A 13951-nucleotide genomic window follows, 5' to 3' on the forward strand; every position below is an offset into this window, starting at 1 on the left:
GCGCTGGAGCGACGTCCGGCTCGCCACCCCCGACGGCACCCGCCTGCTCGGCCCGCTCGACCTGGAGGTCGCTCCGGGCGAGCGGGTCGCTCTGGTGGGTCCGTCCGGGGCCGGCAAGAGCCTCACCGCCCGGCTCGCCTGCCTCCCGGCGCCGGCCGGGCTGCGGCTCAGCGGCACCGTCACGGTGGCCGGGCGCTCGGGCCTGCTCGCCCAGGAGTCCGCGACCGCGCTCGACCCCAACGTGCGGGTCGGGCGCCAGCTCGCGCTGGCCGCACGACGCTCCCACCGCGGTCGCACCGCCGTCCGCGCCGCCGTGGCCGAGGTCCTCGACGAGCTCGGTCTGGACGCCGCCACGGCCGACCGGCACCCGACCCTGCTCTCGGGCGGCCAGCGCCAGCGCGCGGCCCTGGCGCTGGCGCTGCTCGCCGGCCCGGACCTCCTCGTCGCCGACGAGCCGACCTCGGCCCTCGACCCCGTCACGGCCGCGACCGTGGTCGACGCCGTGCGTCGCGCGCTCGAGCGCCGGGGGGCCGGGCTGCTGCTGGTGACGCACGACCCCGACGTGGCCGCCGGCCTGTGCGACCGCGTCGTGCACCTGCACGACGGTCTCGTGGTCCCCGCGCCCGCTTCTCCGGCCGCGCCGGACCGGGTCGGCCGGGCCGGCCGGGTCGGCCGGGCCGGCCGGGTCGGCCGGGCCGGCCGGGTCGGCCGGGTCGGCGCGGCGACCGCGAGCGCCGGGGTCGACGGGCTGCTGCGCTGGGACGGCGTGACCCGCACCTGGCCCCGGCCGGGACGCGCGCCCGCCGGCGTCAGCGACGTCACCGTCGCGGTGCGGCCCGGCGAGCACACGGTCGTGCTGGGCGCCTCCGGGGCGGGCAAGTCGACGCTCGTGCGCCTGGCCGAGGGCCGCGAGCAGCCCGTCGCGGGACGGGTCGTGGTCGGCGGCCGCGACCTCGCGGCCCGCGCGCGCGGGCGCCGCGTCTCCCCACCCCTCCTGCAGTCGGTGCCCCAGGACGCGGGCGGCTCGCTGACGCCGTGGCGCACCGTCGGGCAGCTCCTCGACGAGGCCCGCCGGCTCGCGCCCGACGCCCCCACGACCGCCGAGCTGAACGATGTCGCCCACCTGGACCCGGCCTGGTCCGACCGGCTCCCCGGCACGCTCTCCGGCGGGCAGCGCCAGCGCGTGGCGATCGCCCGGGCGCTGGCCGCCGACCCCCGCGTCCTCCTCGGCGACGAGATGCTGAGCGCCCTCGACGTGCCGCTGCGCGCCGCGCTGGCCGCGGGGCTGCGGGCGTACGCCGACGACCGCGGCACCACGCTCGTGCTGACCACCCACGACCTGCGCACGGCGCGCCACGTGGCCCGACGCGTCGTGGTGCTCGCGAACGGCGTGGTCGTCGACGACGGGCCGGCCGCCGTGCTGCTGGACCCCGCGGCCGACAGGGCGGCCGACCCCGGTCCCTCGCCCGATCTCGCCGCAATGCTGGCCGCGTCGGCCCGGGTCGCCGGGGTCGCCGGGGTCGCGCCGTGAGCGCCCTGGCCCGGGTGGCGGCGACCGTGCTCGGCCTCGTGCTGGTGGTGGCCGCGCTCCCCTGGCTCCGTGGCGAGGACCCCGCCGAGACGGTGCTGCGGGTGCGCTTCCGGGCCCGCGGCCGCGACCCCGAGGCCGTGGCCGCGCTGCAGGAGCAGCTGGACCTCGCACCCGACCCGGTCACCGGTGCGCTGCGGTGGCTCGGGGCGGCGCTGCGCGGCGACCTCGGCGAGAGCTGGGTGAGCGGGCGGCCCGTCCTCGACCTGGTCGCCCCGGCCGTCGCCGCCTCCGCCACGCTGGCCGCCGCGGCGCTGCTGGTGGCCCTGGTCCTGTGCGCGCTGGCCCTGGCGCTGCCGGTGCGGCGCGCGGCCCGCACGGGCGAGCCGGTACGCCCCGCGCTCGGCATCGCCGCGGTCGGCGTGGCGGCGCTGCCGGAGGTGATCGTGGGCAGCCTCCTCGTCGTCGGCGTCGCGGTGCACCTGCGGCTGCTGCCGCCCACCGGGTGGGACGGCTGGAGCAGCGTCGTGCTGCCCGCCCTGGCCCTCGGGGTCCCGGCGGCGGGACTGCTGACCCGGCTGCTCGCCGGGGTCGTCGACCAGACCCTGACCGAGCAGTGGGTGACGACGTGGCGGGCGAACGGCGTCGCGCCCCGCTCGATCGGCGCGGCGCTCGCACGTCGGGCCGTCGCCCGCGGGGCCGGGCAGGTCACCGTGGTGTGGATCGGGATGCTCGGCACGGCCGTGGCCGTCGAGAAGGTCTTCACCGTGCCCGGGGTCGGCACCACCGCCGTGCGGGCGGCCCTCACCCAGGACGTGCCCGTGCTGCAGGCCTGCCTGCTCGCGGTCGTCGGGCTGGGCCTGGTCGGGGCCGGGGTGGCGGTCCTCCTGCACCGGCTGCTGCTGGGCGGGGCCCGCGACCGGGACGACCTGGCCGCCACGACGACCGGGGGTCGGGGCGCACCGCGAGTGCTGCTGGCGGCCGCCGGGACGCTGGCCCTCGTGGTGGTCTCGGGCCTGCCGCGCGACGGGCGTACCTCCGACCTCTCCGCGCGCCTGGCCTCCCCCGGCCCCGCCCACCCGCTGGGCGCCGACGCCGTCGGCCACGACCTGTGGGGCCGCGTCGCCGACGCGACCGTGCTGACCGTCGGCCTCGCCCTGGTCGTCAGCGTCGCCGCGTTCGTCGTCGCGCTCGGCGCCGGCCTCGTGTGCCGCCGCCTGCGGGTCGGCGCGCTCGACGTGCTCGTGACGGTCCCGAGCACGGTGGTCGGGCTGGTCGTCGCCGCCGTGATCGGCCCGGGCCTGACGGGCGCCTGCGTGGCCGCGGCCGCGGTGGCCTGGCTGCCGCTCGCGGTGCACGTCCGCGCGCTCGTCGTGGAGGGCCGCGGGTCGGGCCACGTCGGCGCCGCCACCCGCCTCGGTCTCGCCCGGCTCCGCGTCGCCCGGGTGCACTTCCTGCCGGGGGTCCTCGGCCCGCTCGCGCTCCACGCGCTGGCCCGGCTGCCCCTCAACGCCGTGGCGATCGCGGGCCTCAGCTTCATCGGCCTCGGCGCGGACCCGGACGCCGCCGAGCTGGGCGCGATGCTCGCCGAGGGGCTGCGCTACCTGGAGACCGCGCCGTGGACCGTGCTCGTGCCGGGCGGCGCACTGCTGCTGCTCGGCGTCGCCTCGGGCGCCGCGCGGCCGCGCGGGCCCCTCCGACCGGAGGGGTGAGTCCGCGGCCCGCCATGAGATGGTTGTTGCATGTTGTTCGCAAGAAGGGCCGGGACGCGCCCGTGACCGCCCTTCACGCCGTCGTCGACACCGCCGCCCCCGCCGGTCCCGACCCGCTCGGCGTCGCCTCGCAGCGTCGCCGCGCGTTCGTGTGGACCACCGGCCTGGCGCTCGTGCTGCTGGTGACGCTCGTCGTCGGCGTCGGTGCCGGCCCCGTCGCCGTCTCGCCGGCCGACTCCGCGCGGATCCTGCTGCACCACCTCACCGGGCTCCCCGCCGAGGTCACCTGGGAGCGTCGTCACGACGCGATCATCTGGGAGATCCGCGCGCCGCGCGTGCTGCTCGGCGCCGCCGTCGGCGCCGGGCTCGCGATGGCCGGCGTCGTGCTGCAGGCGATGGTGCGCAACATCCTGGCCGACCCCTACGTGCTCGGCATCAACTCGGGGGCGAGCTGCGGCGCGGCGGGCGCGATCCTGTTCGGCCTCGGCGCCGGCTTCGGCGAGTACGCCCTGCAGGGCAGCGCCTTCGTCGGCGCGCTCCTGGCCTCCCTGCTGGTCTTCCTGGTCGCCCGCAGCTCCGGGCGGATCACCTCCGTGCGGCTGCTGATGGCCGGGGTGGCGATCGGGTACGCCCTCTCCGCCGCCACGAGCTTCCTCATCTTCGCCTCCGACTCGGCCGAGGGCTCGCGCTCGGTGATGTTCTGGCTGCTCGGCTCGCTGGGCCTCGCGGCCTGGAACGGCGCCCTCGCGGTGGCCGTCGTGGTGGTCGCGGCAGCGATGGCGTACCTCGTGCTCGTCGGGCGGCGCCTCGACGCGCTGGTCGTCGGCGACGAGACCGCCCTGACCCTCGGCGTGCACCCCGAGCGCTTCCGCACCACCTTGCTGGTGCTGGTCTCGCTGGTCGTCGGGGTGCTCGTCGCGATGGCCGGGAGCATCGGGTTCGTCGGCCTGGTCATCCCCCACCTGGCCCGCCGGCTCGTCGGCGGCGCCCACCGCGTCGTCGTGCCGGTCGCGGCGCTGCTCGGCGCGATCCTGCTGGTCTGGGCCGACGTCGTGGCCCGCACCGTGCTGGCCCCGCAGGAGATCCCGATCGGGATCATCACCGCGCTCGTCGGCGCGCCCTTCCTCCTGCTCCTCGTGCGCCGCTTCCAGGCGGTGCCGTCGTGAGCCCGTCCCCTCGTTCCCGAACCCCGCAGACGACCCCGCAGACGACAAGGATCCCGATGAGCCTCCGCCGCCCCGCCCGCCGTACCGCCGTCGCGACCACCTCCGTCGCCCTGCTGCTTCCCCTCGCCGCCTGCGGCGCCGCCGACGGCCAGGACGCCGCCATCTCGGTGGAGAACTGCGACGGCACCGTCGAGCTCGACGGTGCGCCCGAGCGGGTCGTGATGCTGAAGAGCGCGGCCGTGCCCACGCTGCACGAGCTCGGGGTGCTGGACCGCGTCGTGGCCCGGGCGGGCGTCTACCCCAGCGCGTACTACGACGACGAGACCCTGGCCGCGCTGGAGGAGATCCCCCTGCTGACCGACCGCACCGACGCCAGCGGCCACCTGCAGATCTCGCGCGAGGAGGTGGTGGCGGAGACCCCCGACCTGGTGCTCGGCGAGACGGAGAACCTGAGCCGCGAGACGCTGTCGTCCTCCGACATCCCGGTGATCGAGGAGCCGGCCTTCTGCGGGTCGCTCGAGGGCGACGCGAGCTTCGAGGACCTCTACGACCAGGTCCGCCTCTACGGGGAGGTGTTCGATCGCACCGACGAGGCCGACGCCTACGTCGCCGAGCTGGAGGAGCGGGTCGCGGCGCTGGAGGCGACGGTGCCCGCCGACGAGGCGCGCACCGCGGCGGTCCTCTACCCGACCATCGGTGGCGGCGTGACGTACGCGTACGGCCGCGGGTCGATGTCCGCGCCGCTGCTCGAGGCCGCGGGCCTCGAGAACGTGTTCGGCGACGTCGCCGACCGGGTCTTCGAGGTCAACGCGGAGGAGATCGTGGAGCGCGACCCGGACGTGATCCTGGTGCTGCACAGCGACGGGGAGGCCGCCGGCGTCGTCGACGCGGTCGCCGAGCTGCCGGGCGCCGGTGCCCTGCGCGCTGTCGAGTCGGGCGCGATGCTGCCGTTGCTGCTGAACTTCGCCGAGCCGCCGACGCCGCTGGCGGTCGACGGGCTGGAGCAGCTGATCGCGTTCCTCGCCGAGACGCCCGTCGACGGTGCGGGCCGATGATCGAGGGACGCGGCCTGGGCCACCGCTACGGCGACGTCGTCGTGGTCGACGGCGTCGACATCCGGGTGCCGCCGGGCGGCACCGTCGGTCTCGTCGGGCCCAACGGCAGCGGCAAGACAACGCTGCTGCGCACGCTCTACGGCTCCCTGCGCCCCGTGACCGGCAGCGTCGAGATCGACGGCGTCGACGTCGACCGGGTCGGCCGCAAGGAGCTGGCGCGCCAGGTGGCCGTGGTCGTGCAGGAGCACAGCGGCGACCTGCCGATGCGGGTCGCCGACCTCGTCCTGCTCGGCCGGCTGCCCCACCAGGGCGTCTCGTCGCGTCCGAGCGCCGCCGACCTCGCCGTCGCGACGGCCGCGCTCGAGCGGGTCGGCGCGCTGCACCTGGCCCCGCGGGAGTACGCCGGCCTGTCCGGCGGCGAGAAGCAGCGCGTGCTGATCGCCCGCGCGCTCACGCAGGAGGCGGAGCACCTCCTGCTCGACGAGCCGACCAACCACCTCGACATCCGCTACCAGCACGAGGTGCTCGACCTGGTCGCGCACCTGCCTGCCAGCGTGGTCGTGGTGCTGCACGACCTCAACCTCGCCGCCCGCTACTGCGACCACCTCGTGCTGCTGCAGCGCGGCCGCGTGGTCGCGCAGGGCACGCCCGACGAGGTCCTCGTGCCCGAGGTCCTCGAGCCCGTCTACGAGGTCGGCGTGCGCCGTGTCGACCTCGACGGCGAGATCCACCTGCTCTTCCGCCGCTCCCCCGCCGCCCACGACGTCAGGAAGTCCGCATGACCATCACCGAGACCACCCTCACCGACGTCGCGACCGACGGGATCCAGGCCCGCCTCGACGAGTACTGGAGCGGCCGCGCGGAGGCGTACCACCACCGCCAGGTCGCGGGCGACCGCGCGCCGCACGACCACGCGCTGTGGCTCGAGGTGTGGGGCCGCGCGCTGCCGCCGGCGCCCGTGCGGGTGCTGGACGTGGGCACGGGGTCGGGGTACGTCGCCAGCATCCTGGCCGAGCTGGGCCACGAGGTCACCGGTCTCGACAGCTCGCCCGGCATGGTCGCCGAGGCGCTCGCCGACGCCGCGCGCCGACGGGCCTCCGGTCGCCCCGCCGCGTCCTTCGTGCGCGGCGACGCGGTGGACCCGCAGGGCGTGGGGACGGACCTCGACGTCGTGACGAGCCGCTACCTGCTGTGGACGCTGCGCGACCCCGCGACCGCCCTGAGGGCGTGGATGCGCCTGCTGCGCCCCGGTGGCACGGTCGTGTGCGTCGACGCGAACTGGTACCCGGGCGGCTTCGACCGCCAGGTCCAGGTCGAGTCGACCGCCGGGCCCGACGCCTTCGTCGAGGCCTACGACGCCGACGCCGAGGCCCACCTGCCGCTGGCGACGGCGGCCGACGCCGAGGCGTACCGCGACCTCTTCACCGGCGCCGGCCTCACCGACGTCACCGTCACCCGCCTCGACGCGGTCGCCGAGCTCGACCGCCGCTTCGGCATGTCGCCGGGGCACGAGTCGCGGCCGCAGTACCTGGTCACCGGGCGTACGCCCCGGGCGTGAGGCGTCGGCCCGCGCGGTCGTGAATCGCGTCGAGCCTCGTGCTCTCCCCCCACCCGGGGCAGGGGGTGTGGCGGAGGCTCCGTGCCGCGCTCGCCGGTCTCTGGAGTCGCGGTACCTCCGGTAGTCGTCGACTATCGGAGATACCGCGACCCGGGGGGCTGGGGTGGTGTGGTGGATCGCTGAGCACACGTCTGACCACGATCCGCCACGCAGTCGTGCGGTCGAAGGCTCCGTGCCGCGACCCCGAAGGCGGGGGCTGGGGTGGTACGCGCGGGGCTGGGCGTGCCGGTAGGCCCGGCGACGTGGTGTCGGCGGGCCTGCCGGGTGATGTCGGGTGGTGCCGGGTGATGTCGGGTGGTGCCGTGCGCGTCTGGGTTGCTATGCGAGCGGGATGGTGCCGGTTGGCGTGACGAGGTAGCGGCGGCCTCGTGGGCTGGTCCAGACGAAGCCGTCGGGTGGTTCGTCGGGGCGGGTGGGGCGGTAGCGCCAGCGAGCTTCGTGATCGTGTCCGAGGCCGTTGGGTGGGTCGCGTGGGTCGGTGCCGAGCGGTGAGGGGTGCGTCTTGGCGCGGTGGTGCAGCCGGCACAGCGGGACGAGGTTGTCGCTGGCTGTTGGGCCGTCGGCGTCCCATTCGACGCGGTGGTCGAGGTCGGAGGCCCGTGCTGGGCGGTTGCAGTACGGGAACCGACACGTCGGGTAGCGCAGCTGGACCTGCTCGACGAGCCGCTCGGGGATCCGGTAGCTCGGGGTCGCGATCCGCTCGTTGAGGTCGATCACCGGCTTAACGGTGATGGTCGTGTCGGTGGTGCGGCACCAGTCGCGGACCTGCTCCGCGGTCACGGTCCGCAGCGCGATGCCGGGTGCGGTGACGGTGGCCAGGTCGATGCCGGTGCCGCCGGTGAGGGGGTCGATCCCGATCGACGACAGTGCCGCCTGAGAGAGGTGGACGTGCAGCACCACCTGACGCGCCGCCACCGATGAGGCCTCCGCACGGTCGTCTGTGCCGGTGAGGTCGAGTGCGGTCTGCTTGCGGGCCAGCTCACCGACCGCGATGGAGCGGCGCACGTCGAGCGACTCGCCCGACCCGAGTGCGGCCAGCTCCGCGGCACCACGGGCGACGGCCTTCTCGAGGTCACGGGCGTCGGCCAGGTCCAGCTCACCGGACACGGGCACGGTTCCGCCGACCTGACCGTGCACCCCGAGCGCCTCACGGGCACGGAAGTCGATCGTGAAGAACCGGCCCGCGTCCGCGTCCGCACGGTCGGCTTCGGTGGTCTCGGGGTCGAACCGTGCCGACGCCTCGGCAACGAGCCGGTCGATCCCCGCCCCCGAGATGGAGTGCGCGACGTGGGCGAGGTTGCGGTCCACGAACCCCGCACCCTCCAAGGTGAGGGTCCGCGTGGCGCGAGCGATCCGCCGGGCCCGCCACACCTGCACCCCACCCGCGGCGACCCGGGCCGCGATCAGCGGGAGGCGGTGTCGGACCTCGACCGCATCACCCACCAGCGCGCGACCGGCGTCCTGCGACAGACCCATCGCGGTCACCAGTTCCAGGACAGCGAACTCCGACACCAGCGGCGCGCCGGGTCCGCCGTACGCCAGCCACCGATCCCCACCCGGCACCGCCGCGAGGGCCTGCTCGTCGTCGACCCACATGCCCAAAGGGCCGATCGGGTCACCCACCACCGGGTTGCTGGACGAGCTGCCGCACTCCACGTCGAGGTGGGCATCGGCGTAGTCGGCAGCCGCGAAGAACGCGGCCGCCTCGGCCGCGCGTTGGGCCCGCATCGCCTCGGACGCAACAGTCAGCAGCGCAGCCCGTGACGGGCTGCTGGTGTGCTGCTGGGTCCCCCGATCTATACCCCTGATTCTATCCGAACGTGCGTTCGAGGACCAGGGTCGCGGACCGATCTGTGGAGAACGTTTCCGCAGGTCAAACCACCTGCGCACCCTCCCGCGCGTACCCATCCGCACCCCAGCCACACCCCGCGACACAACCCGCAACTCGACGCCCGAACCGCGGCACAACCCGCAACTCGACGCCCGGCCTCAGAAGCCCGGCCTCAGAGGTCGGGCTCGCAGAAGCGCAGCTCGTTGCCGAAGGGGTCGAGGACGCTCATGGTGGGGCCGCCGGGGGCGTCGCGGTCGATGCCCGGTCGCAGGGGCGCGGCGGGGTCGGCGAGCAGCGCGGCGCGGTAGGCGGCCAGCTCGCGCACCGGGATCCACACGACGCTGCCCGGCGTCCCGTCGCCGTGGTGCTCGCTGAGCCCCAGCGCGACCTGGTCGCGGCTGATCCCGGTGAACGCCGGCGCGGCGGCGTCGTAGCGGTGCACGAAGTCCACGTCGAAGCCGAGCCAGTCGACGTAGAAGCGGTGGGCGAGCCCGCTGTCGTAGACGCGCAGGATCGGCATCGGCGCCCCCAGACCGGGGCCGGCGTAGCGGGCCGCCAGCGCGTTCCAGTCCGGCAGCCCGGCGGCGCGGGCGAGGACGTCGAGCGCCTGGCCGTGGGCGAGGCGTACGTGCGGGGCGAGGGCGCCGCGCAGGGAGCGGGCGAGGTCCTTGACCTCGCGCACGGTCAGCGGCAGGGACGAGGGGAGGCTGGGACGGCTCACGACTGCTCCGGTTCTCGGCTGGGGACCGCTGGTGCTCGCGTTGCCGGCGACAGCCGAGGTCGGACGTCGGTCGTGGGCGGGTCGTGCGCGACGCGTTCACCATGGCCGACGCCGCGAGCGGCAGGTGCGTCCACCGCCGCCGACCCTACGGGCTCAGGCGTACGTCGGCCAGCGCTCCCCCGCCGCCACCCGCACCGGCAGCCGGTTCTGCGGCGGCGGCAGCGGGCACAGGTAGTGGTCGGTGAAGACGCAGGGCGGCAGGTACGCCCGGTTGAGGTCCACCGTCACCGTGCCGTCGGCGGCGGGCTCGGGCAGGGAGAGGAACCGGAAGCCGACGCTGCCGGCGCCCTCGGGCCCGTCGCCGTTGCTGGCGTCGCCGAACGTGACCTGCAGCCCGCCCGGACGACCGAACGCGACGAGGCTCGCGGCGCTGCCGGCGACCTCGACCTCCACCGTGCCGACGACCGGGTCGTCGGTGGTGCGCCCGTCGGCGTGCTCGATCGGCAGGGTGGCGTCGGCGGCGGCCGGCACGAACCGGCCGGTGAGCACCCACGCCGGGTCGGGGTCGTGGCGCACGACACCCGTCAGGGAGGTACGCGTCGGCGCGGCCGGGTCGAGCACCCGCACGGCCAGCGCGCCCCCGGGCGCGAGAGCGGTGAGCACCCGCTCACCGAGCGCGAGGCGGGCGCCGGGCGCGATGCGCACCGGGACGTCGGCGGTCTCGCCGCGCACCTGCCCGTCCTCGGCCCACCACCGGCCCGGGAGACCGGGCACCTCGGTCGGCTCCGCACCCAGCCAGTGCGTGCCGGTGGCCGACGCGACACCGTGCGGCGCCGTGATCGTCTCGTCGCGCTCCGCGGCCCAGCCGTGCCACGCGACCTCCCACGAGGCCTCGTGGGAGACGTCCTCCGCAGTGGTCGCCGGGGAGGGCGCGGTGGGGGTGTGGGTGGTCATCTCGTCTCCTGGTGCTCGGCCCGCGGGCCGCTCGGATCGGGCACCGGAGACGCTAGGTCCGCCGCGCTCCGGACTTCCAATAGCGATCCGTGAGCCCGGACCATCCGACATCGCGATGGACGGGCCCGCCCCTCGCGAGGACCGTCAGCCCCGGCTGGCGCGCAGGCCGACCAGCGCGACCACCGTCGTCAGCACGGCGGAGGCCCCGAGCCCCCAGGCCAGTCCGGCCTGCAGCAGCAGCGCGCCGACGGCCGCGCCCGCGGCGATCAGCACGATGGCCAGCGCCCGGCGTACCCACGGCTGGTCGGCGGCCGCACCGAGCGGCGAGTCGGCGGCCAGTCCCGTGATGGTCGAGGTGACGACCACGGTGGTGAGGTCCTTGACCGCGACGTGGCGGGCGACGGCGGCCTGCAGCCCCATCGCGACGGCGACCGAGGCGGCCACCGCGACGGTCGCGGCGCCCTCCTCCCCGACGTCGGGCACCAGCGCCGCGGCCACCGCGCAGGCGGCCAGGACGGCTGCGACGGGGAGCATCAGCAGGCTGACGCGACGCCCCCACCCGTCAGGGCGGCCCCGCACGAGCCGCCCGCCGAGCACGGCCCCGGCCATGAAGGCCACCAGCGCGCAGACCGGACCGAGGACGGGCAGGTCGTCGGCGCCGGCCGCGCCCATCCCGAGGATCACGACGTTGCCGGTCATGTTGCCGGTGAAGACCTTGTCGAGACCCAGGTAGCCGACCGCGTCGGCCACGCCCGTCGAGAAGGTCAGGGCGAGCAGCAGCGCGACGGAGGTGCGCGTCGTGGCCCGCGGACCGTCGGCACGGGCCGCGGGCGCGGCGGGTGCGGGGGGCACGGCGGCGGCGTTCATCGGCCGACCGCGTAGCCCTGGGCCCCGCGGGGGTTCGCCGCCGCGTGCAACACGCCCGTGCCCGGGTCGCGCCCGGTCGTGGAGAGGCGTCCCAGGGTCCAGTCGCCGGAGACGGTCACGACGTGCCCGCGCTCCCGCAGCTCCGCGATCACGTCGTCCCCGAGCCGCGCCTCGACCACGAGCCCACCGGGCTCCCAGGTGCGGGGCCAGAACGAGCCGATCATGGCGGTGGTGTGGAACGCGGGGGCGTCGATCGCGGCCTGCGGGGCGTACCCGCCGACGATCGTGCGCAGCAGGTAGAGCAGCTGCCACTGGTCCTGCTGGTCGCCGCCGGGCGTGCCGAGGGCCCCGACGGGCACGCCGTCGACGCTGAGCACGGTGGGGCTCAGGGTGGTGCGGGGCCGCCGCCCGGGCTCGAGCCGCGACGGGCTGGCGGGGTCGAGCCAGCTCATCTGCAGGCGCGTGCCGAGGCAGTAGCCGAGCTCGGGGACGGTCGGCGAGGACTGCAGCCAGCCGCCCGACGGGGTCAGGGAGACCAGGTTGCCGGCGGCATCGACCACGTCGACGTGGCAGGTGTCGCCCCGGGTGGTGCCGTTGCGGGCGACGGTCGGCTCACCCACGCCGACGACCCGACCGGTCGCGCCGCCGACCGGGGCGACGGCGCTCGTGCCGGCGACCGGCAGGTACGCCTCGCGCCCGGCCACCGCGCTGGGTCGCAGCTCCAGCGACGCCCGCTCCCCCACCTCCTGCGCCCGGGCCCGGGCGTGCTCGGGCGAGAGCAGCACGGCGAGGACCTCGGGGTCGGCGCCGTCGCCGTACCAGGCGTCCCGGTCGGCCAGCACCAGCTTCAGCACCTCGGCGACCGTGTGCACGCCGCGCGCCGTCGAGGGGTCGAGGTCGGCGTCCGCGAAGTAGTCGAGGACGGCGAGGGCCTGCAGGAGCACCGGGCCCTGGCTCCAGGCCGGCGCCTTGCTCACCCGCACGCCCCGGAAGTCCACGCCGAGCGCGTCCTCGAAGCTCGCGGCGCCGCTCGCGAGGTCCTCGCGGGTCAGCAGGCCGCCGTGGTCGCCGCCGGTGGCGTGGCGGTGCGGGCGTCCGCAGTGCTCGACGATCGCCTCGGCGACGAAGCCCTCGCGCAGCTCGTGGCGGGCGGCCCGGATCCGGGCCTCGCGGTCGTCGCCGCCGAGCGCGGTCAGCCGGCGCAGGGTGGCGGCGTACGCGGGGTTGCGGACCAGCTCGCCGGCCTGCGGCGCGCTGCCCCCGGGCAGCCAGGTCTCGGCGGAGGCCGGCCAGTGCTCGACGAAGTGCGGCGCCATCGTCGCGAGCACGGCCGCGAGCTGCGGCCCGGCGACGTGGCCGCGCTCCAGGTAGTGGATCGCGGGCGCGAGGACGTCGGCGAGCTCCCAGGTGCCGTGGGTCTCGAGGAGGAGCAGCAGCGCGTCGACGCCGAGGGGTACGGCCGCGGCCAGCGCACCGCTGCCGGGCACGACGTCGAGCCCCTCCGCGGCGAACCGCTCGATGGTCGCCGCGCGCGGCGCCGGGCCCTGGCCGCACAGCACGACCGGCTGCCCGCCCGCCGGGGCGACGATGCCGACGAGGTCCCCGCCCGGTCCGTTCAGGTGCGGCTCGACCGCGTGCAGGACGAAGCCGGCGCACACGGCGGCGTCGAAGGCGTTGCCGCCCCGCTCGAGCACCGACTGCGCGCTCGCCGAGGCGAGCCAGTGGGTCGAGGCGGCCATCCCGAACGAGCCCGTAAGGGTCGGACGGGTCAGGTCGGCGGGCGGGGGCGTGAAGTCGGCAGGGGCGGACGAGGGCGTCGAGGTCACCTCGCGAGCATGCCACCGCCGCGCACCGCGTCGGCGACCGCCGTGGCGGCCGCGTCCACCGCGGCGGCCACGACCGCGGCGTCGGCGGACTCGGAGTCGTGCACGAAGGCGGTCGCGCCGGACCGCATGCCGCAGTAGCCCACGACGCCGTGCTCGACCTGGGTGCGGAAGGAACGGGCGTACCCGTGCCGCTCGAACGATCCCGCCGGCGTGCCCGAGACCGGCACGAGGTGCGCCGTGAGCCGGTCGAGGCGCGGCACCACGCGGTCGTCGTCGCCGATGTCGAAGGCCCAGCCGGCCACGAAGACCCGGTCGACCCAGCCCTTGAGCAGCGCCGGCATCGACCACCAGTAGACCGGGAAGACGAGCACGACATGGTCGGCCCGGTCGAGGCGCCGCTGCTCGGCGATGACGTCGGGCGCGGCGGTGGCGCCAGTGAGGTACGCCTCCCGGTCGGCGGCCGTGAAGCGCGGGTCGAAGCCCTCCTGCGCGAGGTGGGCCTCCTCCGCAGCGCCCCCGAGCAGCTCCTGGATGCGACGGGCGGTGCGGTGGGTGACGGAGCGGGGCTGCTCGCCCGGGGCGGGCGCGGGGTCGGCGTGGGCGGTGACGATCAGCGTGCGCATGGCCCCATTCCTAGAGGCCGCCCCGAAATGGGCGGCGCGAGCGGTACCGT

General features: G+C 76.3%; 12 protein-coding genes. 6 read left to right on the forward strand and 6 right to left on the reverse strand.

Going from position 1 to position 13951, the window contains the following annotated elements; all coding sequences use genetic code 11:
* The first annotated feature begins 61 nt into the window (after positions 1–61).
* The 6 genes from RDV89_RS17980 (at position 62) to RDV89_RS18005 (ending at position 7019) form a co-directional block, all read left to right on the forward strand.
* Positions 62–1531, forward strand: a complete 1470-nt coding sequence (locus RDV89_RS17980; protein ID WP_315735468.1) for an ABC transporter ATP-binding protein — start codon at positions 62–64, stop codon at positions 1529–1531.
* Positions 1528–3240, forward strand: coding sequence for an ABC transporter permease subunit (locus tag RDV89_RS17985; RefSeq protein WP_315735295.1), 1713 nt, complete (start codon positions 1528–1530; stop codon positions 3238–3240). The genes RDV89_RS17980 and RDV89_RS17985 overlap by 4 nt, the downstream gene beginning before the upstream one ends.
* Positions 3241–3302: 62 nt before the next feature.
* Positions 3303–4406: a FecCD family ABC transporter permease gene (locus tag RDV89_RS17990; protein WP_315735297.1), complete on the forward strand. Its 1104-nt coding sequence runs from the start codon at positions 3303–3305 to the stop codon at positions 4404–4406.
* A gap of 56 nt (positions 4407–4462) precedes the next feature.
* Positions 4463–5461, forward strand: a complete 999-nt coding sequence (locus tag RDV89_RS17995) for an ABC transporter substrate-binding protein (protein WP_315735299.1) — start codon at positions 4463–4465, stop codon at positions 5459–5461.
* Positions 5458–6243, forward strand: a complete 786-nt coding sequence (locus tag RDV89_RS18000) for an ABC transporter ATP-binding protein (protein ID WP_315735307.1) — start codon at positions 5458–5460, stop codon at positions 6241–6243. Before RDV89_RS17995 ends, RDV89_RS18000 begins: the two co-directional genes overlap by 4 nt.
* Positions 6240–7019: a class I SAM-dependent methyltransferase gene (locus RDV89_RS18005; RefSeq protein ID WP_315735309.1), complete on the forward strand. Its 780-nt coding sequence runs from the start codon at positions 6240–6242 to the stop codon at positions 7017–7019. The genes RDV89_RS18000 and RDV89_RS18005 overlap by 4 nt, the downstream gene beginning before the upstream one ends.
* 378 nt (positions 7020–7397) lie before the next feature.
* Here RDV89_RS18005 and RDV89_RS18010 read toward each other — a convergent pair whose 3' ends face one another.
* The 6 genes from RDV89_RS18010 to RDV89_RS18035 all read right to left on the reverse strand — a co-directional run bounded on the left by RDV89_RS18010 (position 7398) and on the right by RDV89_RS18035 (position 13901).
* Positions 7398–8807, reverse strand: coding sequence for an HNH endonuclease signature motif containing protein (locus tag RDV89_RS18010; protein WP_315735311.1), 1410 nt, complete (start codon positions 8805–8807; stop codon positions 7398–7400).
* A 275-nt stretch (positions 8808–9082) separates the two neighbouring features.
* Positions 9083–9631 (reverse strand): glyoxalase superfamily protein, encoded by a 549-nt coding sequence (locus RDV89_RS18015; RefSeq protein ID WP_315735313.1) that lies wholly within the window; start codon positions 9629–9631, stop codon positions 9083–9085.
* A gap of 153 nt (positions 9632–9784) precedes the next feature.
* Positions 9785–10585 (reverse strand): DUF1684 domain-containing protein, encoded by an 801-nt coding sequence (locus RDV89_RS18020; protein WP_315735315.1) that lies wholly within the window; start codon positions 10583–10585, stop codon positions 9785–9787.
* Positions 10586–10729: 144 nt separating this feature from the next.
* Positions 10730–11452 (reverse strand): DUF1275 family protein, encoded by a 723-nt coding sequence (locus RDV89_RS18025; RefSeq protein ID WP_315735317.1) that lies wholly within the window; start codon positions 11450–11452, stop codon positions 10730–10732.
* Positions 11449–13278: a gamma-glutamyltransferase family protein gene (locus RDV89_RS18030; RefSeq protein WP_315735319.1), complete on the reverse strand. Its 1830-nt coding sequence runs from the start codon at positions 13276–13278 to the stop codon at positions 11449–11451. Before RDV89_RS18030 ends, RDV89_RS18025 begins: the two co-directional genes overlap by 4 nt.
* Complete coding sequence (locus RDV89_RS18035) at positions 13275–13901, reverse strand: NAD(P)H-dependent oxidoreductase (protein WP_315735321.1); 627 nt, start codon at positions 13899–13901, stop codon at positions 13275–13277. The genes RDV89_RS18030 and RDV89_RS18035 overlap by 4 nt, the downstream gene beginning before the upstream one ends.
* Positions 13902–13951: the final 50 nt, after the last annotated feature.

Origin of the sequence: Nocardioides imazamoxiresistens (genome assembly GCF_032378595.1) — a bacterium.
Taxonomy (GTDB): Bacteria; Actinomycetota; Actinomycetes; order Propionibacteriales; family Nocardioidaceae; genus Nocardioides; species Nocardioides imazamoxiresistens.